This window comes from Methylocella sp. CPCC 101449 (genome assembly GCF_031921685.1).
In the GTDB taxonomy this organism is placed as follows: Bacteria; Pseudomonadota; Alphaproteobacteria; order Rhizobiales; family Beijerinckiaceae; genus Terripilifer.
On the sequence record NZ_JAPDHU010000002.1, the window covers coordinates 345,347 to 368,962 of the forward strand.

24 protein-coding genes are annotated in these 23,616 nt (G+C 62.1%); 12 read left to right on the plus strand and 12 right to left on the minus strand.

Features of this window, described 5'->3' with window-relative positions; genetic code table 11:
- Positions 1 to 30: 30 nt before the first annotated feature.
- The gene (locus tag OIM99_RS12255) at positions 31 to 345 is read left to right on the plus strand and encodes an EthD family reductase (protein ID WP_311850693.1); all 315 of its coding nucleotides are present in this window, start codon (positions 31 to 33) and stop codon (positions 343 to 345) included.
- 3 nt (positions 346 to 348) lie between these two features.
- Here OIM99_RS12255 and OIM99_RS12260 read toward each other — a convergent pair whose 3' ends face one another.
- The 3 genes from OIM99_RS12260 to purM form a co-directional block, all read right to left on the minus strand.
- Positions 349 to 1,170 (minus strand): helix-turn-helix domain-containing protein, encoded by an 822-nt coding sequence (locus OIM99_RS12260; RefSeq protein WP_311850694.1) that lies wholly within the window; start codon positions 1,168 to 1,170, stop codon positions 349 to 351.
- A gap of 76 nt (positions 1,171 to 1,246) precedes the next feature.
- Positions 1,247 to 1,915, minus strand: coding sequence for a phosphoribosylglycinamide formyltransferase (gene purN / locus OIM99_RS12265; RefSeq protein ID WP_311850695.1), 669 nt, complete (start codon positions 1,913 to 1,915; stop codon positions 1,247 to 1,249).
- The gene (purM, locus tag OIM99_RS12270; protein ID WP_311850696.1) at positions 1,912 to 2,982 is read right to left on the minus strand and encodes a phosphoribosylformylglycinamidine cyclo-ligase; all 1,071 of its coding nucleotides are present in this window, start codon (positions 2,980 to 2,982) and stop codon (positions 1,912 to 1,914) included. The genes purN and purM overlap by 4 nt, the downstream gene beginning before the upstream one ends.
- Positions 2,983 to 3,160: 178 nt before the next feature.
- Between purM and OIM99_RS12275 the strand changes: the two genes are divergently transcribed.
- The 6 genes from OIM99_RS12275 to ppx all read left to right on the plus strand — a co-directional run bounded on the left by OIM99_RS12275 (position 3,161) and on the right by ppx (position 10,432).
- Positions 3,161 to 4,147 (plus strand): tripartite tricarboxylate transporter substrate-binding protein, encoded by a 987-nt coding sequence (locus tag OIM99_RS12275; RefSeq protein ID WP_311850697.1) that lies wholly within the window; start codon positions 3,161 to 3,163, stop codon positions 4,145 to 4,147.
- A 126-nt stretch (positions 4,148 to 4,273) separates the two neighbouring features.
- Positions 4,274 to 4,825 (plus strand): CDP-alcohol phosphatidyltransferase family protein, encoded by a 552-nt coding sequence (locus OIM99_RS12280; RefSeq protein WP_311850698.1) that lies wholly within the window; start codon positions 4,274 to 4,276, stop codon positions 4,823 to 4,825.
- Positions 4,826 to 4,843: 18 nt separating this feature from the next.
- On the plus strand, positions 4,844 to 5,950 hold the full coding sequence (locus tag OIM99_RS12285) for an AI-2E family transporter (RefSeq protein WP_311850699.1): 1,107 nt from the start codon (positions 4,844 to 4,846) through the stop codon (positions 5,948 to 5,950).
- Positions 5,947 to 6,621, plus strand: a complete 675-nt coding sequence (locus tag OIM99_RS12290; RefSeq protein WP_311850700.1) for a DnaA ATPase domain-containing protein — start codon at positions 5,947 to 5,949, stop codon at positions 6,619 to 6,621. The genes OIM99_RS12285 and OIM99_RS12290 overlap by 4 nt, the downstream gene beginning before the upstream one ends.
- Before the next feature lie 123 nt (positions 6,622 to 6,744).
- Positions 6,745 to 8,934 (plus strand): RNA degradosome polyphosphate kinase, encoded by a 2,190-nt coding sequence (locus tag OIM99_RS12295; protein ID WP_311852259.1) that lies wholly within the window; start codon positions 6,745 to 6,747, stop codon positions 8,932 to 8,934.
- On the plus strand, positions 8,918 to 10,432 hold the full coding sequence (gene ppx, locus OIM99_RS12300) for an exopolyphosphatase (RefSeq protein ID WP_311850701.1): 1,515 nt from the start codon (positions 8,918 to 8,920) through the stop codon (positions 10,430 to 10,432). The genes OIM99_RS12295 and ppx overlap by 17 nt, the downstream gene beginning before the upstream one ends.
- 64 nt (positions 10,433 to 10,496) lie before the next feature.
- On the opposite strand, the gene aqpZ is transcribed toward ppx, so the two are convergent.
- Both aqpZ and rnd read right to left on the minus strand, forming a co-directional pair.
- Entirely contained in the window at positions 10,497 to 11,189 is a 693-nt protein-coding gene (gene aqpZ, locus OIM99_RS12305) for an aquaporin Z (RefSeq protein WP_311850702.1), read from the minus strand.
- Positions 11,190 to 11,284: 95 nt separating this feature from the next.
- Positions 11,285 to 12,463 (minus strand): ribonuclease D, encoded by a 1,179-nt coding sequence (rnd, locus tag OIM99_RS12310; RefSeq protein WP_311850703.1) that lies wholly within the window; start codon positions 12,461 to 12,463, stop codon positions 11,285 to 11,287.
- Positions 12,464 to 12,614: 151 nt separating this feature from the next.
- On the opposite strand from rnd, the gene OIM99_RS12315 reads away from it, so the two are divergent.
- The gene (locus OIM99_RS12315) at positions 12,615 to 13,352 is read left to right on the plus strand and encodes a DUF1194 domain-containing protein (protein ID WP_311850704.1); all 738 of its coding nucleotides are present in this window, start codon (positions 12,615 to 12,617) and stop codon (positions 13,350 to 13,352) included.
- Between the two features lie 27 nt (positions 13,353 to 13,379).
- Entirely contained in the window at positions 13,380 to 13,817 is a 438-nt protein-coding gene (locus tag OIM99_RS12320) for an EVE domain-containing protein (RefSeq protein ID WP_311850705.1), read from the plus strand.
- Positions 13,818 to 13,839: 22 nt separating this feature from the next.
- On the opposite strand, the gene OIM99_RS12325 is transcribed toward OIM99_RS12320, so the two are convergent.
- Positions 13,840 to 14,238, minus strand: a complete 399-nt coding sequence (locus tag OIM99_RS12325) for a hypothetical protein (RefSeq protein WP_311850706.1) — start codon at positions 14,236 to 14,238, stop codon at positions 13,840 to 13,842.
- A gap of 16 nt (positions 14,239 to 14,254) precedes the next feature.
- On the minus strand, positions 14,255 to 15,388 hold the full coding sequence (locus OIM99_RS12330; RefSeq protein WP_311850707.1) for a hypothetical protein: 1,134 nt from the start codon (positions 15,386 to 15,388) through the stop codon (positions 14,255 to 14,257).
- A gap of 504 nt (positions 15,389 to 15,892) precedes the next feature.
- Here OIM99_RS12330 and OIM99_RS12335 point away from each other — a divergent pair.
- Entirely contained in the window at positions 15,893 to 16,774 is an 882-nt protein-coding gene (locus OIM99_RS12335) for a hypothetical protein (RefSeq protein WP_311850708.1), read from the plus strand.
- Positions 16,775 to 16,834: 60 nt separating this feature from the next.
- On the opposite strand, the gene dps is transcribed toward OIM99_RS12335, so the two are convergent.
- Together dps and OIM99_RS12345 are read right to left on the minus strand one after the other, a co-directional pair.
- A complete protein-coding gene (gene dps, locus OIM99_RS12340) occupies positions 16,835 to 17,314 on the minus strand; it encodes a DNA starvation/stationary phase protection protein Dps (protein WP_311850709.1) in 480 nt (159 codons plus the stop codon).
- Positions 17,315 to 17,482: 168 nt separating this feature from the next.
- Positions 17,483 to 18,370 carry a TauD/TfdA family dioxygenase gene (locus OIM99_RS12345; protein WP_311850710.1) on the minus strand — a complete coding sequence of 296 codons (888 nt, stop codon included), beginning with the start codon at positions 18,368 to 18,370 and terminating at the stop codon, positions 17,483 to 17,485.
- Between the two features lie 244 nt (positions 18,371 to 18,614).
- Here OIM99_RS12345 and OIM99_RS12350 point away from each other — a divergent pair, with 244 nt between their 5' ends.
- Positions 18,615 to 19,070, plus strand: a complete 456-nt coding sequence (locus OIM99_RS12350) for a hypothetical protein (protein WP_311850711.1) — start codon at positions 18,615 to 18,617, stop codon at positions 19,068 to 19,070.
- A gap of 53 nt (positions 19,071 to 19,123) precedes the next feature.
- Here OIM99_RS12350 and OIM99_RS12355 read toward each other — a convergent pair whose 3' ends face one another.
- Positions 19,124 to 20,827 carry a CocE/NonD family hydrolase gene (locus OIM99_RS12355; RefSeq protein WP_311850712.1) on the minus strand — a complete coding sequence of 568 codons (1,704 nt, stop codon included), beginning with the start codon at positions 20,825 to 20,827 and terminating at the stop codon, positions 19,124 to 19,126.
- 51 nt (positions 20,828 to 20,878) lie between these two features.
- Positions 20,879 to 21,748, minus strand: a complete 870-nt coding sequence (locus OIM99_RS12360) for a tripartite tricarboxylate transporter substrate binding protein (protein WP_311850713.1) — start codon at positions 21,746 to 21,748, stop codon at positions 20,879 to 20,881.
- Positions 21,749 to 21,957: 209 nt separating this feature from the next.
- Here OIM99_RS12360 and OIM99_RS12365 point away from each other — a divergent pair, with 209 nt between their 5' ends.
- Complete coding sequence (locus OIM99_RS12365; RefSeq protein WP_311850714.1) at positions 21,958 to 22,875, plus strand: LysR family transcriptional regulator; 918 nt, start codon at positions 21,958 to 21,960, stop codon at positions 22,873 to 22,875.
- Here OIM99_RS12365 and OIM99_RS12370 read toward each other — a convergent pair.
- Positions 22,872 to 23,492, minus strand: coding sequence for a hypothetical protein (locus tag OIM99_RS12370; protein ID WP_311850715.1), 621 nt, complete (start codon positions 23,490 to 23,492; stop codon positions 22,872 to 22,874). The genes OIM99_RS12365 and OIM99_RS12370 overlap by 4 nt on opposite strands.
- Positions 23,493 to 23,616: the final 124 nt, after the last annotated feature.

The window sequence follows — 23,616 nt, forward strand, 5'->3', positions numbered from 1 at the left end:
TCGCAGAGGCGTTCAGGCAGGAGCCGGACCATGATCAAGATGAGTGTCTACTATCCGGCCGATGGCGGCTCGAAGTTCGATCACGATTACTACCGCACCCGTCACCTGCCACTGATCCAGGAACGGCTCGGCGATGCCTGCCTGCGCTACGAGATCGATAGGGGCCTTGCGGGTGGCGCACCTGGAAGCGCGCCGGAGTTCGTCGCAGCGTGCCACATCTACGCGCCGAGCCTGGAGACATTCCAGGAGGCGTTCGGTCCTCACCGCGCGGAGATCGTCGCTGACGTCGCCAACTATACGGACATCACACCCATCGTGCAGATCAGCGAAATCATTGGAGGGTAGGGGCTAGTCGTCGCGAAAGCCGCCGAGCCCCGGCAGCAGGCTGGCGCGCAATTCGCCCGGCGTCATGGCGCTCAGCGCCTGCACATCGCGCGTCAGATGCGACTGGTCATAATAGCCCGTCTCGGCGGCGAGTTCCGCCAAGCTGTCGTTGGGCATTGCCATCAAGCGCGTCGTGAACCGGGCGAACCGGGCCAGTCGCCTATAGGTCTGCGGCGAATGGCCGGTGAGGGTTGTGAAGCGCTGGCTCAGATGTTTGCGGCTCCAGCCGATCTCCTTGGCGATGTCGGCGACGGCGGCCGGTTCGGCGGCGCCGAATTGCTCCATCGCCCAATGCACCGTTTTGTCGAAGGCCGGCGCATCTGCGAACCAACGCATCAAGGCCCGATCGGCAAGATCGAACTGTTCGCCGGCATTTCGCGCTTCGACCAGCCGTGCGCCAAGATCACGCGCGGCGGTGCCGCGAAATACGCTCAAGGGGAGAACGCGATTGGCGATCTCGGCCAGGGGCGCCTTGCAGACGGCAGCGAGGCCCGCCGGTGAGAGAAAGACGTGCAGGCCGCGTTGCGGGCCAAGCGCACGGGAAATCGATGTGGCATCGGCGGCCCCACCGATGAAAGCTTCGCCCGCCTTGAGAATGATCTCCACGCCATCAGCGCCGATGATCGACAACGGTTCATCAAGCGTGAAGATCAGCACGCCCGATGTCGAGGCAAGTTCCCGTCGCGCCGCGAAGGACTGGGTTTTCTCGGTGTAGCTGCCGTAACTGCTGACGAGACCGGTCAAAGCTTTCGCGGCCGGGGCCGCGACGATGGACCAGCGATCCACGCCATCGTCATATTGGCGAACTGTACTGGGCCGCGGCGCGCTCATGGCGCCATGATAGCGCAGTTAAGCGGACGGATCAGCCGTCTTCGTCTTCGCGCTCGGGAACCACCAGCGCCGTGTGGTTGACGTTCCAGCAGGCGCCGACAACCCGGTTGTTCTCGATCCGCAGCCGGCCGGAGGCCGCCAGTTCCAGGGCGCGTGGATAGATGATGTGCTCTTGCGCCAACACGCGGGCGCCCAAGGTTTCCGGTGTATCGGTGTCGAGCACGGGCACCGCCGCCTGGGCGATGATCGGGCCGGCATCCATTTCCGGCACGACGAAATGCACCGTGCAGCCGTGGATCTTCACGCCATCGGCCAGCGCCCGCTCATGCGTGTGCAGGCCTTTGTAGGAGGGCAGCAGGGCGGGGTGAATGTTCAGCATCCGCCCGGCCCAATGGGTCGTAAACGACGGTGTCAGCAGCCGCATGAAGCCGGCGAGGCAGATGAACTCGATGCGATTGATCTCGAGTACTTGTTGCAGCGAGGCTTCGAAGGCTTCGCGGCCGGCATAGATTTTGTGATCGACGGCGGCGGTGGCGATGCCGCGCGCTTTGGCGGTGGCGAGCCCCGGCGCATCTGGGCGATTCGACAGGACGAGCGCGATTTCGGCGGGAAATTCCGGCACGCGTGCGGCCTCGATCAGCGAGGTCATGTTGGAACCACGCCCCGAGATGAAGATCGCCGTGCGCCGGCGCATCGTCATAGCGCCAGCCGTCCGCGTGTCGCGACGCGCTCGCCGCTCGCATATTGGGTGATCTCGCCGATGCGCACCGGCGCTTCGCCGGCGTCGCGCAACGCACGTTCGACGTCGGCGGCCTTGGCCGCTTCGGCGACGACGATCATGCCGATGCCACAGTTGAACGTGCGCAGCATTTCCGCTTCCGCCACGCCGCCGGCTTTCGCCAGCCATTGGAAGACAGGCAGAACGGGAATGGCGTCGAGATCGAGCATCACGCCGGTGCCATCGGGCAGCACGCGCGGAATGTTGTCGGGAAAGCCGCCGCCGGTGATATGCGCCAGGGCCTTGATGCCGTCGGTCGCCTTCAAAGCCTTCAGCAGCGGCTTCACGTAGATGCGTGTCGGCGTCAGCAGCGCTTGCGCCAGGGCCGTGCCCGGCTTGAAGGGCGCGTCGTCGGTCCATTTCAAACCGGCATGTTCGACGATACGGCGCACCAGCGAAAAGCCGTTCGAATGCACGCCCGAGGAGGGCAGGCCGAACAGAACGTCGCCGGCGGTCACGCCGGCCTTCGGCAACAGCGCGCCGCGTTCGGCCGCGCCCACGGAGAAGCCCGCGAGATCGTAGTCGCCCTTGGCATAGAGGCCGGGCATTTCGGCGGTCTCGCCGCCGATCAAGGCGCAGCCCGCATCGATACAGCCTTCGGCGATGCCCTTGACGACGGCGGCGCCGGCTTCCGTATCGAGTTTGCCGGTGGCGTAATAGTCGAGGAAGAACAGCGGTTCGGCGCCCTGGACGATGAGATCGTTGACGCACATGGCGACGAGGTCGATGCCGACCGTGTCGTGAATGCCGCTGTCGATGGCGATTTTCACCTTGGTGCCGACGCCGTCATTGGCGGCGACCAGGATCGGATCGCTGAAGCCTGCCGCTTTCAGGTCGAAAAGGCCGCCAAAGCCACCGATTTCCGCATCGGCGCCGCGCCGGCGCGTGGCACGCACCAGCGGCTTGATTTTGTCTACCATCGAATTGCCGGCGTCGATGTCGACGCCCGCCTGCGCATAGGTCAGGCCGGTTTTGGGGGGCTGGCTCATACAGGGGGGTTAGCGCCCGCCGCCGTCTGAGGCAAGGCCAAGAGAGGGTCACGAGAGGGTTTTGCAAGGGGTGCAGGGCCGGATCGCCGGCAGATCTCGGGAAAGCCTGGCCTAGCTTGCATTCCCAAAGCCCAAAGTTACACTTTCCAGTGCTGAAAGCTGATCGGGGGAGGGGACGATGCGAGCTTTACGGGCATTCGCGGCCGCGTGCGCGCTTTTGGGCGGCTGGGCAGGTTCCAGCGCCGTTTGGGCCCAGGGTTGGCCCTCCAAAAACATCACCATCGTTCTGCCGCTGGCGGCTGGCACCGGTATGGACACGATCGTCCGTCTGTATGGCGAAAAGCTGCAACAGGCGCTGGGGCGTCCCGTGGTTGTCGACAACAGGCCGGGCGCTTCCTTCATGCTGGCGGCGCAGGCCGTCGCCTCCGCCGCGCCTGATGGCCATACGCTGGGCGTGGTGACGGCGACGCCCGTGGCGGTCAATCCGGTGCTGTTCAAGCAGATGCCCTATGATCCCGAAAAGGATTTCGTGCCGCTGGCGCTCTATGCCAAATCGCCGTTCGTGCTGGTCATCGATCCGTCGCTGCCGCCCAAGACCGCGCCGGAACTGATCGCCTTCATGAAGGCGGGCGAGCGGCCGTTGAACTATTCGTCACCCGGCATCGGCACGTCGCAACATCTGGCGATGGAATATGTCAAACAGCGGTTCGCCTTGGCCGGCACACACGTGCCCTATCGCAACACTCCGCAGTCGATCATGGACATCGTCTCGGGCCACGTGAATCTCGGCTTCGCCGAGGCCGGTGCTTCGGTGCCGCTGATCAAGGACGGCAAGCTGCGCGCCATCGCCGTGTCATCGGCGCAGCGCCTCGATGCGATCAGCGATACGCCGACCTTCGCAGAGGCCGCCGGCGTCAAGGATTTCGAGGCGGTCTCCTGGCACATGCTGCTGGCGCCGGCCGCCACGCCGAAGGAGGTGACGGCGCGCCTGCATGGCGCCATGAAGACGATCATGGCCGACCCGGAGGTGAAGAGCCGCATCGCCGGCCTTGGCCTGATTCCCTTCGATACGCCCGACGAGGCGGGCATGCGCGCCTATATGCGCAGCGAGCGGGAAAAGTGGGGCGCATTGGTGCGCCATCTGGGCCTCGAAGGCACTCAGTAGATTCAAGGGGAAGGGCCCGCCGCCGTCGTCTGGTCTCGAAAAGACGGGGGCGGGCATGCTAAAACCGTTTGAATCGTCCATAACCGGCCTGTCCGGGTCCCGTTCCCGCATGTTATTCTGCCTGCAATGAGCGCCCATACACTTCTGGCGAACCTGCCAAACCTGATTACCCTGCTGCGCCTGGCGCTCGTCCCCGTGGTCATCACCTTGATCGTGCAGCCGAAGTGGGGGCTGGCCTTCGTTTTGTTCGTCATCGCCGGGGTGTCGGATGCCATCGACGGCTGGCTCGCCAAGCGCCTCGATCTGCGCTCGGAACTCGGCGCCTGGCTCGACCCCCTGGCCGACAAGGCGCTTCTGGTTTCGATCTACATCGCTTTGGCGATCACCGGCGTCATTCCCGCCTTCATCGCCATTCTCGTTGTTTCCCGCGATATCATGATCATCGCCGGCGTCCTGGTCGCCGTGCTGCTCGACCGGCCGCTGCCGATCAAGCCGCTCTGGGTGTCGAAAATTAACACCACCGTCCAAATCGCCTTTGCCAGCGCCGTGCTGGCAGCGAAAGCCTTCGACCTGCCACTCAGTCTGTGGTTTGAAGGATCGGTGTGGATCGTCGCGGCGCTGACGCTGCTTTCCGCCGGAGCCTATGTCAGGCAATGGCTCCGGCACATGGAATCGTAGAGGGCGCGGGAAACCGGCATGCGGATCGAACGGCAATTGGCCTTCTGGCTCGCGGCGCTTGCGGTCGCCGTGCTGGCGCTGTGGCTGTTCAGCGGCGTGCTGATGCCGTTCGTCGCCGGCATGGCGCTCGCCTATCTGCTGAATCCCGTGGCCAATCGCCTGCAGCGCATGGGCATCAACCGCCTCGTCGCCTGCATCGTCATTTTAGCGGTTTCGGTCATTTTCTTCGTCGTCGTGCTGGTGGCGATCGTGCCGCTGGTGGTGACGCAATTGTCGCATTTCGCCGAGAACGTGCCGGGCTACATCAACCGGCTGCAGGATCTGGCGCGCACGCTCGCCAGCGAACAGGGCAATCTTTTATCCAACTGGATCGGCATCGACATTTTCCAGAAGCTCGGATTGGGTGACGGCAAGCCGGCGGATGTGTCGGGGCCCGTGGGCAATCTCGTCGGCAAGGGAGTGAGCTGGCTGACGGGGCTTCTCGGCTCGATCATTTCGGGCGGTTCGACCTTGATCGGCATCGCCTCGCTCCTGGTCATCACCCCCGTCGTCGCCTTCTACATGCTGGTCGACTGGGAGCGGATGATCCGCACCCTCGATGGCCTGGTGCCGGTCGCCCATCGCGACACCGTCCATCGACTGGCGCGCCAGATCGACACCGCCATCGGTGGCTTCCTGCGCGGCCAGTCGTTGGTCTGTCTGTTCCTGGCCGCTTGGTATGGCTTCGGCCTGCTGTTGATCGGTCTCAATTTCGGCTTCGTCATCGGCCTGACCGGCGGGCTCCTCAGCTTCATTCCCTATGTCGGCTCGCTGACGGTTCTGGTGATTTCCGCCATCCTCGCCATCGTTCAGGGCTGGCCGAGTCCCTGGCTGCTGGTCATGGTTTTGGTCGTGGTCGGCACCGGGCAATTCTTGGAAGGCAATGTGCTGACGCCGCGCCTCGTCGGTGCGTCGATCGGCCTGCATCCGGTCTGGTTGATGTTCGCGCTGCTCGCCTTCGGCTCCCTATTCGGTTTCACCGGCCTGATTGTCGCCGTGCCCGTGGCCGCCGCCATCGGCGTACTGATCCGCTTCGGCATCGAGCGCTACCGTGAGAGCGCGCTCTACCGTGGGGTGGAGCCGTGAGTGGGCAACTGGCCTTCGACCTGCCGTTGGAGCCGAGTTTCAGCCGCGAGAATTTTCTCGTTTCTCCGTCCAACGAGGCGGCCTGGGCCCATTTCGAGGCCTGGCCGAACTGGCCGGGCCGTATGCTGCTCCTTCTGGGGCCGACCGGGGCGGGCAAGAGCCATCTCGGCGCCATTTGGGCCGAAACCGCCGGCGCCCGCATCCTGCCCGCCGCCGCCCTGGCCAACACCGACCTCCAGGCCTTGGCCCAAAATCCCGCCGTTCTGGTCGAGGATGCGGATCGTGCCGGCGGCGTGGAAAAAGAGCTGTTTCACCTGATCAATCTGGCCACCGAAAGCGGCACATCGCTCGCCGTGACGGCCCGCCAATGGCCGGATTCCTGGGGATTGAAGACCAAGGACCTGCTGTCCCGTCTGCGCCGCGCGCCGGCCGTGGAAATCGGCGAGCCGGACGATGCCCTGGTGCGGGCGGTTCTGGTGAAACTATTCATGGACCGGCAATTGCAGGTCGATGCCACCGTGATCGAATTTCTGGCCGCTCGGATCGAGCGCTCGCTCGCCGCCGCCCGTTCCGTCGTCGCCATTCTCGACCGGGAGGCGCTGGCGCGGGGCCGGGCGGTGACCCGTCCCATGGCCAGCGAAGTGTTGAAACGGCTGGAAGCCGACCATTGACGCAATTCTGTCATCGTACTGTCATCTGTTTGATGAAGGACCAGCATTTACCACACGCTAGAAAGGGCCTTTCCCGTGCCGAGTGAAATTGCCGCGAGCCTGACAAACGCCGCTCAGGATCAGATTGCGGACACCCAGCATCTCGGTCCTGTGCAGGTCGAACTGGCCGAAGGCGAAAGCCGTTTCATCAACCGGGAACTGTCCTGGCTCGAATTCAACAATCGGGTGCTGGCGGAAGCCTCGAACCGCAACCATCCGTTGCTCGAACAGCTCCGCTTCCTGTCGATCTCGGCCAACAATCTCGATGAATTCTTCATGGTCCGCGTGGCGGGCCTGCGCGGCCAGGTGCGCTCCGGCGTCACCACGCGCTCCGACGACGGCCTGCCTCCGGCCGAACAACTGGCGAAGCTGCGCGAACGGGTGATGACGCTCACCGATGCCCAGCAGAGGCGTTGGATCGAACTGCGCGAGGAATTGGCCGGTGTCGGCATTCGCATCGTCGAACCGGCAGATCTCGAAACTGGCGAAGCGCAGTGGCTCGACGACCATTTCAACCTGCATATTTTCCCGGTGTTGACGCCGCTGGCCGTCGATCCGGCGCATCCGTTTCCGTTCATTCCAAATTTCGGCTTCAGTGTCGTTCTGCAACTCTCTGGTGTGCGCGAGGGCAATCGCCTCAATGCGTTGGTGCGCTTGCCCAACAAGGTCGAACGCTTCGTGCGCATTCCGGCGGCGCTTGGTGGCAGCGAGACGAAATTCGTGCCGCTCGAAAGCGTTATCGCCGCGCAAGCGGCGCGGCTGTTCCCGGGCTATAAGATCATCGGCCGTGGCTATTTCCGCGTCATCCGCGACAGCGATATCGAAATCGAGGAAGAGGCCGAGGATCTCGTGCGCTTCTTCGAGACGGCGCTGAAGCGTCGCCGTCGCGGCCGCGTCATCCGTCTTGAATTCGATGCGATGACGCCAGACGATCTGCAACAATTCGTGGCCGACGAACTCGATGCGGCCGCCGATGAAGTGTTCATCAACTCAGGCATGCTGGCACTGAACGAACTCAGCGAAGTCGTTTCGCTCGACCGGCCGGAGCTGAAGTTCACGCCTTATAATCCGCGCTTCCCCGAACGCGTGCGCGAGAACGGCGGCGACTGCTTCGCCGCCATCAAGCAAAAGGATCTGGTGGTTCACCACCCGTATGAGTCCTTCGACGTGGTGGTGCAGTTCATCGCGCAGGCGGCGCGCGATCCCAATGTCATCGCCATCAAGCAGACGCTCTATCGCACCTCCGCTGACAGCCCGATCGTTCGCGCGCTCGTTGAAGCGGCGGAGGGCGGCAAGTCGGTGACGGCGCTCGTCGAGTTGAAAGCGCGCTTTGACGAAGAGGCGAATATCCGCTGGGCGCGCGATCTGGAGCGCGCCGGTGCGCAGGTCGTCTTCGGCTTCATCGAATTGAAGACCCACGGCAAGCTGTCGATGGTCGTGCGTCGCGAAGGCGCGGGGCTCACCACCTATTGCCATGTCGGCACCGGCAACTATCACCCGCAGACGGCCCGCATCTACACGGACGTGTCCTATTTCACCGCCGATCCGGTGATCGGCCGCGATGTCGGGCGCATCTTCAATTTCATCACCGGCTATGCCGAGCCCGACGATCTTGAGCGCATGGCGGTGTCGCCGATCAGTCTCAAGCGGCGGCTGCTGACCCATATCGACGAAGAGATAGAGCACGCCAAGAACGGTCGCCCGGCGGCGATCTGGGCCAAGTGCAATGCGCTGGTCGATCCGGTCATCATCGATGCCTTCTACCGGGCGAGCCAGGCGGGCGTGTCGATCGATCTGGTCGTGCGCGGCATCTGCTGCCTGCGGCCAGGTGTCCCAGGTCTGTCCGACAATATCCGCGTCAAGTCGATCATCGGCCGCTTCCTCGAACATGCGCGCATCTATGCGTTCGGCAACGGCCACGGCCTGCCGCACAAGAACGCCCATGTCTATATTTCCTCGGCCGATCTGATGCCGCGCAATCTGGACCGCCGCGTCGAGGTCATGACGCCGATGACCAATCCGACGGTGCACGAGCAGGTGCTTGACCAGATTCTGGTGGCTAACCTTATCGACAACCAGCAGAGCTACCGGGTCTTGCCCGATGGATCGAGCGAGCGCATAGTCCCGCGCGCTGGCGAGGAACCGTTCAACGCCCACAATTATTTCATGACCAACCCGTCGCTGTCGGGTCGTGGAAAGTCGTTGAGGGAGTCCAGCCCGCGTTCGCTTTCAAGACGCAAGGACACGCGCAAGTCGAATGGTTCCACCCGGTAATAAGGCTCCCGGCAGACTCGAAGCGCTCAAGCCCCTCGCGGTCGTCGATATCGGTTCAAATTCGGTCCGGCTGGTCGCCTATGAAGGGCTGACGCGCGCGCTGACGCCGATTTACAACGACAAAGTGTTGTGCGGCATCGGTCGCGGTGTCGCCACCACGGGAAAGCTTAACGAGGAGGGGGTCGAGCGGGCGCTGTCGGCATTGTCGCGCTTCCGCGTACTCTGCGACCTGCTGAAAATCAAAGATGTCCACGTGCTGGCGACCGCGGCCGCGCGGGACGCTAAGAACGGCCGTGAATTTCTTGCCGCGGCTGAAAAGACCCTCGGCGCGCCTGTGGATTTGCTGTCGGGCGAACGGGAATCGCGGCTGGCAGCCCTGGGAGTGGTGTCGGGATTCTATGCCCCCGATGGGGTGGTCGGCGACCTTGGCGGCGGCTCGCTGGAACTCAACGAAGTGCATGGCGGCCGGCTGGGCAAGGGCGTGTCCCTGCCGCTGGGCGGCCTCTCGCTGATGGACATGACCGGACGCTCGCCGAAAAAGGCGAGCAAGCTCGTGCGCGATGCCATCGCTCAGATCAAAGGCCTCGACCAGTTGAAGGGCCGCACTTTCTACGCCGTCGGCGGGACGTGGCGCGCTTTGGCGCGTTTGCACATGCATCAGCGCAACTATCCGCTGAACGTCATGCACGGCTATATCATTCCCCGCCGCGATGCCGAGGATTTCGTCTCGCTGGTCGAACGGGTCAATGCCGAGGCCCTGGTGGCGATCGAAAGCGTCGCGGCCGCCCGCCGTCCGCTGCTGGCTTATGGCGCCGTCGTGCTGGAAGAGATCATTCGTCGCGCCCGGCCGAACCAGATCGTCGTTTCCGCTTTGGGCTTGCGCGAAGGCCTGCTTTACGAACGTCTCGATGCGCAGGAGCGCAAGATCGATCCGCTGATCCAGGCGGCGAGCGATCTCAACATTCTGCGTTCGCGCGCGCCACGCCATGGCTGGGATCTCTGCGCCTGGACCGACGCCTTCATGCGCTCGACCCATATCGACGAGACCAAGAACGAACAGCGCCTGCGCCATGCCGCCTGTCTGCTCGCCGATATCGGCTGGCGTGCCCATCCTGATTATCGCGGCGAACAGTCGTTCAACATCATCGCCAACGCGGCTTTCGTGTCCATCGACCATAGCGGCCGCGCCTATCTGGCTTTGGCGACCTCGTATCGCCACATGGGCTTCGAACATGATGTCAGCCCGCAATTGCGCATGCTGGCGACGCCACGTCTGCTCGATCGCGCGCAGCTTCTCGGCGCCGCCATGCGCGTCGGCTATGCGGTCTCCGCCGCCATGCCTGATGTTCTGCCCAAGACGCCACTCGTCTGCCGGCGCGGCAAGGTGGTTTTGAAACTGCCGCGCGAATTCGCGCCATTGGCGAGCGAACGCTTGGCCAATCGTCTGCGCCAGCTCGGCCGCCTGATCGGCCGCGAGCCCGACATCATCATCGAATGAAGCGCAAATAAAAACGCCGCCGCTTCAAGGAAGCGACGGCGTCTGACGTGTTGCTATTTAGCTGTCAGTCGTCGTGCGACAGCAGGGCGTTGTGCAGGATGCCACCGATGGCAGCGCCAACGATCGGCGCGAGCCAGAACAGCCAGAGCTGCTGCAAGGCCCAGCCGCCCACGAAGATCGCCTGACCGGTCGAGCGCGCCGGATTGACCGACGTGTTGGTCACCGGGATCGAGATCAGATGGATCAGGGTCAGGCAGAGGCCGATGGCGATCGGCGCGAAACCCGGAGGGGCTTTCTTGCCGGTGGCGCCGAGGATGACGAGCAGGAACATCGCGGTCATCACCACTTCGCAGATGAGTGCCGACACCATCGTGTACTTGCCCGGCGAATGATCGTCATAGCCGTTGGCAGCGAAGCCGCCGGCGAGCGAGAAGTCGGATTTGCCGGAAGCGATGAGATAGAGCACGCCGGCGGCGGCGATGGCGCCGACAACCTGGGCGATGATGTAGGGGATGAGTTCGCCCCAGGAGAAGCGGCCGGCGACCGCGAGACCGACGGAAACAGCCGGATTGAAATGGCCGCCCGAGATCGGACCGACCGCATAGGCCATGGTCAGAACCGTGAGACCGAAGGCAAGTGCAACGCCCGCGAAGGCAATGCCGAGTTGTGGAAAGGCGGCGGCCAGGACGGCGCTACCGCAGCCCCCCAAGACCAGCCAGAACGTACCAAAGAATTCTGCTGCTAATTTCTTCTGCATCGGAGCCCCCAAGGCTTAAGCGATTTGCCAAGCTTAGTTATTCGGCTCGATTCGTCAAAGTGACTTTGGTCACTTGAAAGGCTTTTGCTTGTTAATTAGGCAACCGCTGGCTCGTCGGCGGGCGCATCCTGCCAGGCCAGGGTAATGACCCGGCCGCGTTCGATGGTCAGCGCCAGCTTCCCATGTTTCAGCTCGAGCGCGCGGACGCCGAACAACTCCCGCCGCCACCCGGTGAGGGCGGCAACCGGCGCATTGTCATCCGCTGATATGGCTTCGAGATCGTCCACGGTAGCGATCATCTTGGGCGCCACGCCGTGGCGTTCGCTCACCTGCCGCAGCAGCACTTTCAACAGTTCGACCGTTGCGCCATTGCCGCCGCTGCGCCGTTCGCGTTCGATCTTCGGCAAGGTCTTGGGATCGCGCGCCAGGCCGCGCTCGATGGCCGCCAGCAGTTCGGCGCCACCGCGCGAGCGTTCCATGCCGCGCGGGAAGGCCCGCAGGTTGCCAAGCGCCTCCGCCGTGCGCGGCGCCGCCAGCGCCACTTCGACCATGGCGTCATCTTTCAGGACGCGGGAGCGCGGCACGTCGCGCGTCTGCGCCTCGCGCTCGCGCCAGGCGGCCACTTCCATCAGCACGCCGATGTCGCGCGGCTTGCGCGCCCGGTGGCGGAAGCGTTCCCACGCATTCGCGGGGTCCTGCGCATAGGTCGCCGGATTGGTCAGCGATTGCATTTCATCGTCGAGCCAAGCCATGCGGCCGGAACGTTCGAGCTTCTCGCGCAAGGCGCGATAGATGTCGCGCAGATGGGTCACGTCGGCGAGGGCATATTGGATCTGCGCCTCGGTGAGCGGGCGACGCGACCAGTCGGTGAAGCGCGAGGACTTGTCGATCGCGACCTTGCAGATTGTCTGCGCCAGTTCGCCATAGGCGACCTGATCGCCGAAGCCGCAGACCATGGCCGCCACTTGCGTATCGAACAAAGGCGCTGGCACCAGCTTGCCGAGGTTCCAGACGATTTCGAGATCCTGCCGCGCGGCGTGGAACACTTTCACCACGTTCGGATTGGCCATCAGCTCGAGAAACGGCGTCAGGTCGATCCCCTCGGCTAGGGCATCGACGGCCACGGCTTCGTCGTCGCTGGCGAGCTGGATGACGCAGACCTTCGGCCAGAAGGTCGTCTCTCGCAGGAATTCGGTATCGACCGTCACGAAAGGATGCCTGGCAAGGCGGGCACAAGTTTCGGCGAGTTCGCTGGTGGTTGTGATAAGGCTCATTGGGCGCGCTATAGCGGAAACATCGGTGAGTGGCGAGCGGGTGTTGGCCGGAATTATGACGGAAATTTGCGGCTTTGGTCCAACTTGTGCCCGACCTTCCGGTCTGTGCACAATGGCCGCACGGCAAAATATAAAAAGCCGGGGAGGGGGAATGACGCCAGGAGACGGGCCGCTTGCGGCCGTGACGCGGCGTGGCGTGCTGGCCGGCGGCTTGGCTTGGGCCGCGATAAGCCACCCGGCTTTCGCCGATGTGATCGATGTCGATCTTGAGCTTGTCTTGGCGGTGGATGCCTCCGGTTCCGTCAGTCAGCAGCGATTTATTTTGCAAAAACAAGGATATGAGCGAGCATTTAGGGATCCGCGCGTGCTCCGGGCCGTGCGCTCAGGGGTGACCGCGCGCATTGCCGTGTCCATGTTTCAGTGGACCGGTCCGCATATGCAGGCCGAGGTGACGCCCTGGATGCTGGTTTCCGACGAGACCTCGGCGGCGGCGCTCGCCGATACCATCGCCGCCGTGCCGCGCAAGCTCTATGGCGGCGGCACCTCGATCAGCGGCGCGATCGACCATGCGGCCGGCCGGTTCGGCCAGGGGGCTTATAAAGGCGCCCGGCGGGTGATCGACATATCGGGGGATGGCGCCAACACCAGCGGTCGCCCGGTGGCCCAGGCCCGGGACGAAGCCCTGGGCCAGGGCATCACCATCAACGGCCTGCCCATTCTCTCGGTCGAGCCGATGCTCGATCTGCATTACCGGGACGAAGTCATCGGCGGTCCGGGCGCCTTCATGATCGCCATCAACGACTATGACCAGTTCGCCGAAGCGATCGTGCGCAAGCTGGTGGCGGAGATCGCCGGCCTGCTGCCACAAGCTGACAACGGCCGGGGATAGCCTTCTGTCATCAAGCAGGAGGCGGACATGAAATATTGGATCGGTGTCGTTTCGCGCGATCATATCGAAGTCGGCCGTGCCGGCGGTTTCATTCAGCTCTGTCACGGCAAGGAAGCGCCGCTGCGCCGCATCGCGGCGGGCGATCGGATCATCTTCTATTCGCCGCGCCAGAGCATGAATGCCGGTGCGCCGGTGCAGGCCTTCACGGCGGTGTGCGAGATGCGGCCGGAGCCCGTTTATCTCGCCGATATGGGCAACGGCTTCACGCCCTATCGGCGCAACACGCGCTTTCTGCCGAGCGGCATCGCGCCGATCGCACCGCTGTTGAACGTGCTGTCGTTCACGCGAGGCCAGCGCAATTGGGGCTATGCCTTTCGGCGCGGTTATTTTCAGATCACGCCGGCGGACTATGAAGCGATTGCCGCAGCGATGGGCGTTGTCAAAACGGATCGCGCTGCTGCTTGAGCTTCAATGTATAGGGTGTGCCTCAATCAGCCTTGCGATTGAACGTAGCCGCAATAATTGAATGGGCGGGATGATCCTCTTCGAACCAGACCAGGGCAATATGTTCCACGAATTGATCTGGATCGAGAGGAAGTCCTGCCGCGGAGATTGCGTTAACTTGTGCTTGTAAGAACTCTCTCAGTCTTGTCCGATCATAGATATAGAGGGCACCACTTTTGATACAGCATTTCTCGGGACCAAACTGTGCGGCTGCTAATCCCTGATTGGTGAAGGAGGTGGCAATCGTCTCAGGTACCATCTGAAGAAAATCTTTGATGGTATAGAGCGGTAAGTAGCCGATGAGCTTAGATGGGCCGACATCAGTCAAGCTACTTAGTAGTGCTTGTCGTTGTTGGACGGTTAGTGTCGGTTTTGTTGCCATTCGAGCCACCTGATCGTCAATTGTAGCGCGCGCGCAGCAACAGCGCTTGCGCGATGACGGCGGGAATGGCGATCAGCAAGACCGCTTGCAGCGGCAGGCCCGACCACAGCAATAAAGCCGCTGCGAGATTGGCCGAAATGCCGCCGACATCCCAGCCGCCTTCGGCGGCGATCTGATAGCGCAGCGGGCAGGGCGCCTGTTTGGCATCGTTGTAGATCGCGGTCATCATCGCGGGAATGTAGAGGCCGCCGAAGACAGCGCTCAAAATCGTGACGATGACGACGCGCGTCGCATCGAAGCCGGCGAGCGCCTGCGCCGAAAGCACGAGGCAGGTGACGATGCCGAACAGCGCCGCCGCCTTGCGGCCATTGCCGGCATCGATGAACCGGCCAAGCACGAAGCCGCCGGCGGCGCCGGCGAGCGCGGCGGCGGCGAGCACCGATCCAAAGACGTCATAGACCTGTCCAAGCGCCAGGAAGATCACCAGAGCCCAAGCCGTATTGGCGGTGGAGATGATCCAGCCGTCGACGAGGAAGATCACCGTGCCTTTGCGCGCCGCCGCATAAGCGCCTGGTGGTGCGAGCCGCGCCACAGGATCGTTCTGGATCATGAGCAGCGGCAGGATGGAAATCAGCGCAGCCAGCGCCGCCGTGCCGAAGGCCGCCCATGGTCCGACCAGGGCGAGCATGAAGCCGCCAGCAGCCGGGCCGATGATGCTGGCGACGGCGCCGAGAATTTGCCGAAAGGCCACTTGCCGGCCGCGCGCATGGGCATCGCCGAGCGAGGCGAAGACCGCGTGATAGGCGGTCCAGTAGAAGACATTGCCGATGCCGGAGATCAGAATGTAGATCGCCAGCGCCGCATCGAGCCCGCGCACTTGCGGAATGGCCAGATATTGCAGGGCGACCAGAGCGGTGCCGATGATCAAGGTGAATTTCAGCCCGATCGTCGGGCTGATCGCCAGCAGGATCGGCCGCAGCACGAAGCGCAGGGCCAGCACGGCCGCAAGCACCAGGAAGACATGTGGCAGATCGAGCCCGTTCTTCAGAAAAAAGGCGCCGGTGAAAGTGCCGCCGATCTGAAAGGAGAGCTGCACCAGCCCACTGTGCAGGTTGAGGCGGTTGACGTTGCGATTGGCGAAAGTGGCCATGGCCGGGAAGCGGAGAACCAGGGGAAGGACGGTGTGGTTCTGCCTATAGGGTTTTGAGCGAAGTGGACACCGGGCTTTAAAACTCGCCGCCGCGACAGCGGGCGGAGGGAACGTATGGAGAACAAAAATCCGCCACCCTTCCTTCCTATTTTCGAGCCGGATTTGAGCGCGGCAGGGGCCGCGGAGAGGAGGGAAAATGACCGTTGGGAGGGGGTGATGGGAGGCCATGGCAGGGGGTGCCGCGAGACTCTGAGGAACAACCCCATGCAAGGGCATTTTCCACGACGTTCTCACGAGCGGGGAAAGGGTGTGAGGCGGTTGGACAGGTGTCTTGTCCGTCAGGCGCAAAATCGCCGCTTTTGCAGGTGACCGGTGACGGATGCCGTTATGAGTTGATTAACCATAAGCCGCTGAAATGACCGGGCGGTGTTTCACGGCGCCTACCGCAATTTGGCGTTTCGGCAGAAACGCGATTTGGTTTCGATCGTCTGCGAGGGTTTGCGTTTGGGTTATTTGTCTCCGCCTCCGGCGCCTGCACCGGTCGTCGTCGTCAAGGACGTCGGCGGATTGGTGTCGGATTATCGTGCGCAGACGGCTGTCTATCGTGCCGAAGGCCGCGAAGTGCGGCTGCTCGAATGTCGCTCCGCCTGCACCTTGGCGTTGAGCCTGCCGAATGTCTGCGTCTATCCGTGGAGCGTGCTGAAGTTTCACACCGCCTATAACCAGAACACCAAGGAAATCGACCAGGGCATCACCGCCGAACTGTTCAATTCCTATCCGCAGCCGGTGCGCGAACGCCTCGGCTACCTCACCCGCAATTATCGCAATCTGCGCGGCGAGGAGCTGATCGACCTTGGCGTGCGCGATTGCCGCAAGGGAACGGACGTGCAGATCGCCCGAGCGAGAACGCAACCGCAACAGCGGACGGTGGTGGCCACCAACGCGCCGGAACAGAATACGGCCGCCGGGCAGGGTGTCGATCCGGTCTCCGGTCTGGTGCGCGGCGTCGCCTCGCTCTTCGGATCGCAGCAACAGCCTTCGGTCACGACGACGACGCAGCCTTGGCCGCAGGTGGAAGTGGCTTCGCTCAAACCGTCGCTCGAGATCCCGCTGCCGCCGCGCCGCCCGTCCGATCTGCAACCGCCGGCTGAAACGCCGGCCGATGCGGCCGCTCCCGAAACCACCAGCGAACAGCAGGGCGTGCAAGTGGCCAGCGTCCAAACTGATGTCCCGACGCCGCCACGCCGTCCCGCACACGTGGCGCTCGGCACCTATACGCGGCCGATCGAACTGCCGGCGGTCATCATCGGCGCCGCGCCCATTCTGCCGACGGGCCTGTCGGCCTACGCGCCGTTGCCCTCTCTGCTCGCCAACGTACAGCGTTAGCGATCAACAAAAAAGGCGGCACCTTGCGGGCCGCCTTTTTTGTTTGAAACCTGCGCTCACTCATCCCTTATGGGCGGCGACGAACCACAGATCCTTGTCGACGGCGCGTGAAATGCCGGTGAAGATATCGGCCGTGTCGGCATCGCCGGCTTCATCCGCATCGTCGATGGCTTTACGCACCGAACCGGCGAAAGCCGAGAGACGATCGCTCAGCGCCTTCACATGATCGGATGCGGCGGTGGCCTTCGTCGGATAGGCCGAAAGCGTCGTGCCTTCGGCGACGATCTGCGTCGTGCCCAGCGCCATGCCGCCGAGCTGCACGGCGCGTTCGGCGATTGTGTCGACGTGATCGTCGACGCGGGTCGCGATCTGATCGAACAGTTCATGCAAGGCGATGAAGTTCTCACCCTTGACGTTCCAATGGGCCTGTTTGACCGCGAGTTTGAGATCGATCGCATCGGCGAGCCGCGCGTTGAGCAGCTCGATCATCTGGTTGCGAACGTTGCTCTTGATGTCGGTCACGAAACTGTTCGTACTCATGCGCTCACCCCGCTGTGCGAAAACATGTGGTTCGAGAATATCCAGTCCAAGAATATTCGGTCCCAAGAATATTCGGTTAATGCGTTGGCGGACAAAGGGTTCCTGTGCCTGCCTCAGAGCATATATGGCGGCCGGCGACGCTTGCAACCCAAGCGCGCCCTTTGCGTGCTATTCAGCCGCAGTTTGATTGTCCCAGGCCGGAATGACGGTACTGCCCGCGATGGTCATCCGCCGCATCAGGCGATGCTGGTCCTTGGGAAAATCGGTGCGTGCGTGGATCGAACACAGATTGTCCCACATCAAAAGATCGCCCGGCTGCCAGACATGCTCGTAGGTCAATGCCGGATCTTCCGTAAAAGTGTAGAGTTCTTCGAGCAGATCGTCGCTCTCCGCGTCGCTCAGACCTTCGACGCGATGGCTCATCAGCCGGTTGACATAGAGCGCACGCCGGCCGGTCTCCGGGTGGCGCAGAACGATAGGCTGATGGCAATGTTTAATATCGGCGATATCTATTGAACTGAGATCGAGCCGCGAATCCTGAATTTCATCGAAGGCCTGCAGAACGGTGCGGCCTTCGATCCGGTCCTTCAGGCGTTGGGGTAGGTTGTCATAGGCCTGGTACATATTGGCGAATTTGGTGTTGCCGCCTTCGCTCGGCACCTTGATGGCATAGAGGAAGCTCGCCCGGTTCGGCTGCGCCGCGTAGCACATGTCGTGGTGAAACCACAGTTCGCCGTCTGGCAGCACGCCGATCGGCTTGCCGTTCTCGCGAATGTTGGAGACGAGCATCGCGGCCGCATTGTAGTCCGGCCCCTGCTGCTGGCGCGGCTTGTTGGCGGGCAGGCGGTTCGCCCGTCCACCGATCTCGCCCCACAGCGAGACGAAAGCGCGCTGCTGGTCAGGGTCGAGCGTCTGGCCGCGATAGATGAGGACGATGTGGTCGAGCCAGGCTTGGCGCAGGTCCGCCATCGTGTCCGGAGCGGGCGGTGTGGAGAGGTCGAGACCGCGAATTTCGGCGCCGATATGGGCGGAAAGCGGGCGAACGGAGAGAGGCACGGCAGTCTCCTAAGCGTTTCCTGTTTTTGTTAGGGTGCGAATATAGCCATGTCGGAGCCGGCCTGGAAAGCGTCCTGACAAGACATTCACGTGAGACATTCACTTGCCATTCAGCGGCGCTTTCCTAAATATGGGTCAGTCGTTCCGGGGCGGGAATCGACAGCCTTCGAGGCAAACCGTCCCCCGGGGTGCGAAACCGTCCGCCGCCAACGCGGCCGGATGCTCGTGACCGTGGGGAGTTTTTATGACCATGAAGATCAATCTGAACCGGCGTGGCTTCTTCGCCGCCGCCGCCGCTTCGCCTTTCGCCGCCAAGGAAGCCGCCAAGACCGTCGTCGAGGAGGCCGCCAAGATGCAGGCTGCCGCCATGCAGGCGGCCGGCATGTCGACCTATTCCGACACGATCTACACCGGCATCGCCTCGTCCCACATTTCGGCGCCGCAGCGCAGCCTGTGGGATGCGATCATGGACATCGGCGTGCCGGACTGGAAGGAGCAGGACCTGCGCATCGACGCCAAGCGCAGCCGCACGCTCGATCCCGATATCGCGGCGATGAAGAGCTTTTCGCTGCAGGCCAAACTGCGCCTGCAGTGGGAGCGCAACTACGAATTGCTGGTCGAGCGCGCCATGCAGCAGAAGCGGATGGAAAAGATGAAGCGCAGCTTCTTCGAAACCAATCCGGACATCTCGGAATATTGAGATCATGATCGATCCAACGCCAGGCTAAGTCCTGGCGTTGGTGCATCCCGTTATCAAGTCTCGCGCTTGGGAATGATCGGTACGAGCAGATGGGAGGGACTGTCTGGTCCTGTATGGATGGTCACATCTCCGCCAAAGATGGTCATCGGCCGATCAAACGCATCGTCGTGCAGCCAGGGTCCCGAGCCGCTGCGCAGCGGATCTCCGCTGGACGAAGGACGCATGAAATCGCTGCCACGGATATCGAGGACAAGATGATATCCAGCCGGCAACACAATACAGGTCGGCCAGATTTCGATGTCAATCTCGTAGATGTCACCGGGAACCAGCGGCTGCTTTTCATCGTGCGTGTGATAGGGCTGGTACGGCAGAGAGCGTTCGGCGCAAAGTTTTCGATGGGAAGCTCGCAACCAGCCCTGTGCCAGTGGCGTGTGCGGATCGACGGTCCCTTGAAATTCGACCTCGCGCCCATCTGGAGAGAAGGCTTGAAGCGTGACGAAGAAGTCGGCATCTGATGTCGATGACGAGATGAACAGTTTCAGCGACAATGGTCCGGTTATCTCCGTCTCTTCGTCCAACGGCGACGATAACCAGTGCGTGCTTTCACGCGCCGCGACGAATTTTTTTGTTCCATCTCGGGACGGGACGATCCGGCTCAGCGCGTCATCGTCGGCGTCGAGGAAAAGCTGCGTCCATTGCGTTTCCGACAGCGGCCACTCGTTCTCTTTGCGCAGCTCCACATCATCGGTGAAGGGACGCCGCAGATTGAGCCACACACGTGGCTCAGCTCCCCAGCCGTTCTGTTCGTCTTTTAGGAAATAATCGAAGAACCGCTTTTGCAGTTGCAGCCCGTAGTCGAGATAGAACCATTCCTCGTGGCGGCCGGGATGCCCTTCAAGCCACTTCTGCCGTGAGGCTGCGTGCATGAAGGCCGCAAAATTACCGCGAGGATGGAGGCCATAGCCCGCCCAGTTCGCGGCGCTCAGGAACGGTGTGATCACCTTTGACCAATCAGGCGAACGCTCCTGATACCAGCGATCGTCCATCTCGCGCGCACTGACGTTGGCGAGCGTGGCCAAGCGATTGGCTTCACGCTCTTTGTCAGAGAGGCTTTTGGAGCCTGTGGCGGATTCATTCAGCCACGGATCGCGCGGCCCAGCTCCATTGCCGTGCTGGACGGAGAGAACCTGACGCGGATACCAGGTCTCCAGGAATTTGTTGGAGAGTATGCCGCCGTGTCGGAAGAAGTCGCGATAGCAATCCGCGGCGCCTTCCCATGGAATCATCGCGGCAAGATGCGGTGGTTGCAGAGCCGCGACATGCCACTGATTGATCGCGTAATAAGAAATGCCGTTGAGGCCGACCTTGCCGTTTGACCAGTCGCGCGTACCTGCCCATTCGATCGCCTGGTAATAATCGAGCGTCTCACGCTTCGAAAGGATATCGAGAAAACCGGGGGAGCGGCCCGTACCCCGAGAATCGACACGCATGACCGCATAGCCCCATGCGACCCAGATCTCTGGATCGACCGTTTCCCAGGTCAGCCATTGATGATGTGATCCAGGCAGCAGGTCCGGATGGGCTTGGATCATCCAGTCCCAACTGTGCTTGTAGTGATCCTGATATCTGACGCCTTTGCCGTAAGGGCCCATGGTCATGATGACAGGCACGCGGGCTGGGCCATCCGGACGATAAAGGTCGGCGCGCAGTTCCAGCCCGTCGTCCATCGCAATGGCAACGTCGCGTTCGATGATCATGGCTTGCTTCCAAGGCTGGGATGTGGGTGTCCAGTCGCGCGGGTCGCTGCGTCAGTCCGTCGAGATGCCGGATTCTCGAACGATCGACCGCCATTGTTCGACAAGGGCGCGATACAGGGCCGGAAAATCCTTTGGTGTCTCGGTGGCCGGCGTGACGCCAAGATTAAGGAGTTGGCGACGAACCTCGGGATCGGCGACCGCCTTGGAAATGGCATTTGCGAGCTTATCGATCACGATTTGTGGCGTGCCGACAGGCGCCAAGAAAGCTTGGAAGCCGCGAGCTTGAGAAAAGCCTTCCACACCTTGGGAGGTCAGCGTCGGCCAGCTCGGATAAGCCTCGTTCGCATCGGGACTGGTTGTTCCTATGAGCTTCACCTGACCTTGATCGACATAAGGTTTGGCCGACACAAGCATCGCCAGCTCGATTTGTCCGGCCAGAATGGCCTGTACGGCATCTGCTTCGCTTTTAAACGGGACGTGGACCATGTCGATGCCGTTGCGCTTCTTCATGATCTCGCCGAACAGATGCCCAGCCGATCCGTGACCGAATGATCCGAAGCTTAATTTGCCTGGATGGGTTCGCGCATAAGTTAGGAATTCTTGTGCGTTTTTGACGGGCAATTTGTCGGATGCGACAAGCGCCAGTTGCGTTTCGCCCACACGTGCGATTGGGACAAAATCCGTGATCGGATCATAGGCCGGTGTTTTGCTTAGTGCCGTCAGCGCCCCGTGGGACGCACCGTTCGCTAAGAGAATAGTGTAGCCGTCCGGCAGAGCGCGCATGACATAGGTGCTACCGATCGCACCACTGGCACCCGGTTTGTCCTCGACGATGACCGTGCCCCGGAGCGTGTCGGCTACTTTCTTGCCGATGAGCCGCGCGAGAACGTCGGAAAGGGCGCCGGCGGCGCTGGGGGCCACGATGGTGATCGTACGGGTCGGATAGTCCTGCGCCGAGCAGGCGGTGGCGATCGCCCAGAGAAAAGCCGCAGCGGCAATCCGGTGAAACATCTAATCCCTCCCAATCGGTTCTGTGCGAAGCGGAACCGAAGAGACATGATCACCATTTCTACCATATTGAAAATGTTCATTTTTGATATAAGATATAGCAAAAAATGATGGCTGATAGCATGGACCTCATTTCTCTTCGTTATTTTGTCGAGATCGTTCGGCAGCGCAGCCTTTCGAAAGCGGCTGTATCGCTTGGCCTCGTTCAACCTGCCCTCTCACGGCGGATTAAGCTTTTGGAAGAACAACTCGGCGCGGAGCTTTTGATGCGGCATCGGCGCGGCGTCGAACCAACGGAAACTGGTTTTCTGGTTCTTGAGCGGGCGGAACTGATACTGCGCATGTCCGAACAGCTTGAAGACGAGGTGCGATCGCAGGCTGCAGAACTGATCGGGCAGGTCGGACTTGGCTTCCCGCCATCGATAGGCATTCTCTTCGTCGGGAGGATTTTATCCGATTGCATTGCGCGTTATCCGCATCTGAAACTCCTCCTTCAGGAGGATTTTTCTCCCGCGGTTCGCGATGCCTTGCTGTCTGGCCGCATTGATATCGGCATCATGAGTTCTGAGGCTCAACATCCCGATCTCGTCGGCGAGCCGCTTTTTACGGAATCCATGTGGCTCATCGGTCGGCCCGAGGATTGGCCTTTTAGGAGACGGCGGCTCGGCCTCGACAAGCTCGATCGCCTGCCTATCGTGATTGGTAGTTTTACGCGACTGCTGCTGGAGCGGCTTCACGCGCGTTCGAATTTTCAACTTCGTGTCGTCGCGGAGGTTGATTCCTTCACGACTGCGATCGGAGCCTTGCGTGCCGGCGCGGGATTCCTCATCGTTCCCTTCTCTTCGGTCGACCGCGAATTGCAGAAGGAGGAGTTTGTCGGCGCGCCCCTAGATGGATTTGAGATCACGCGAAGTTTGTTCCGCCACCGTGATCGGCCGCCAACCCGAGCTAGCACGGCCCTGACCGGCCTGATTCATGATGAGGTTTCACGACTGGTCTCTTCCCAGCCAGATGTCTTCCGCCGTTTCCGTGCGAGCTAACGGAGCGGGGAACCGGTGACGCCGGCTTCGATCCCGATGGTCACCTTGTCGCTGACCGCCCATTCAACGCCGACGCGCGCGTCGGGCCGCACGGTGAAGGCATTACGGTTGAACGGCGCCGTGAAATTGGTGGCGCCGAAATGCAGCGTCTCGTTGAACGCGGTCGCGCCGAGCTTGGTGTAGACAAGCACGTTGTTGGCGGCCAGGAAGCCGGCTTTGAGCTGAAAGCCGCCGGCGAAATCGCGCGAATAATAGCCTGAGCCGAGGCCCGGTGTCGGATAGCCGCCGATAACAGGCATATAGTCGAGTGCGCCGACCACCCCGTAAACGAACCGCCCCTCGCGCCACATTTTGCCGCCTTCAAGGCCAATCGTCGGCCCCGACAAGGTGCCGAAGCCCTTGGACGACGTCACCTGATAGCCCGCCGACATGCGTGCATAGGATCCCTCGAAGGGGCTGGCGTCGAGCGGTTCGTATTTTGGCCAGGCGAAAAAGGGCAAAGGGCTGTAACCCGTGAAGGTCTGCGCCTGGGCCGGGACGGCCAGGAGGCCGAAAAGGACGGCCAGCGATGCCGAACCCAATACGGCAGACAGACGCGAATGTGCGGGAATGCTCATGTCGATATTATACCGCGCCCAAGGGAAGGGGGAAAGCACCGTCATTTTCGCCATTTGACGGAAGTCAAACGGCGAAATCCTACGAAGCTCGCTTTGTCGCCGCTAACCGTGGCAGGATGGTGTC

Bases quoted from the DNA above. Each gene is read 5' to 3' on its own strand.
- OIM99_RS12255 (WP_311850693.1), top strand. From the start codon at position 31: ATGATCAAGATGAGTGTCTACTATCCGGCCGATGGCGGCTCGAAGTTC.
- purN (WP_311850695.1), bottom strand. From the start codon at position 1,915: ATGACGATGCGCCGGCGCACGGCGATCTTCATCTCGGGGCGTGGTTCC.
- purM (WP_311850696.1), bottom strand. From the start codon at position 2,982: ATGAGCCAGCCCCCCAAAACCGGCCTGACCTATGCGCAGGCGGGCGTC.
- OIM99_RS12275 (WP_311850697.1), top strand. From the start codon at position 3,161: ATGCGAGCTTTACGGGCATTCGCGGCCGCGTGCGCGCTTTTGGGCGGC.
- OIM99_RS12280 (WP_311850698.1), top strand. From the start codon at position 4,274: ATGAGCGCCCATACACTTCTGGCGAACCTGCCAAACCTGATTACCCTG.
- OIM99_RS12285 (WP_311850699.1), top strand. From the start codon at position 4,844: ATGCGGATCGAACGGCAATTGGCCTTCTGGCTCGCGGCGCTTGCGGTC.
- ppx (WP_311850701.1), top strand. From the start codon at position 8,918: ATGGTTCCACCCGGTAATAAGGCTCCCGGCAGACTCGAAGCGCTCAAG.
- aqpZ (WP_311850702.1), bottom strand. From the start codon at position 11,189: ATGCAGAAGAAATTAGCAGCAGAATTCTTTGGTACGTTCTGGCTGGTC.
- rnd (WP_311850703.1), bottom strand. From the start codon at position 12,463: ATGAGCCTTATCACAACCACCAGCGAACTCGCCGAAACTTGTGCCCGC.
- OIM99_RS12315 (WP_311850704.1), top strand. From the start codon at position 12,615: ATGACGCCAGGAGACGGGCCGCTTGCGGCCGTGACGCGGCGTGGCGTG.
- OIM99_RS12320 (WP_311850705.1), top strand. From the start codon at position 13,380: ATGAAATATTGGATCGGTGTCGTTTCGCGCGATCATATCGAAGTCGGC.
- OIM99_RS12325 (WP_311850706.1), bottom strand. From the start codon at position 14,238: ATGGCAACAAAACCGACACTAACCGTCCAACAACGACAAGCACTACTA.
- OIM99_RS12330 (WP_311850707.1), bottom strand. From the start codon at position 15,388: ATGGCCACTTTCGCCAATCGCAACGTCAACCGCCTCAACCTGCACAGT.
- dps (WP_311850709.1), bottom strand. From the start codon at position 17,314: ATGAGTACGAACAGTTTCGTGACCGACATCAAGAGCAACGTTCGCAAC.
- OIM99_RS12350 (WP_311850711.1), top strand. From the start codon at position 18,615: ATGACCATGAAGATCAATCTGAACCGGCGTGGCTTCTTCGCCGCCGCC.
- OIM99_RS12355 (WP_311850712.1), bottom strand. From the start codon at position 20,827: ATGATCATCGAACGCGACGTTGCCATTGCGATGGACGACGGGCTGGAA.
- OIM99_RS12365 (WP_311850714.1), top strand. From the start codon at position 21,958: ATGGACCTCATTTCTCTTCGTTATTTTGTCGAGATCGTTCGGCAGCGC.
- OIM99_RS12370 (WP_311850715.1), bottom strand. From the start codon at position 23,492: ATGAGCATTCCCGCACATTCGCGTCTGTCTGCCGTATTGGGTTCGGCA.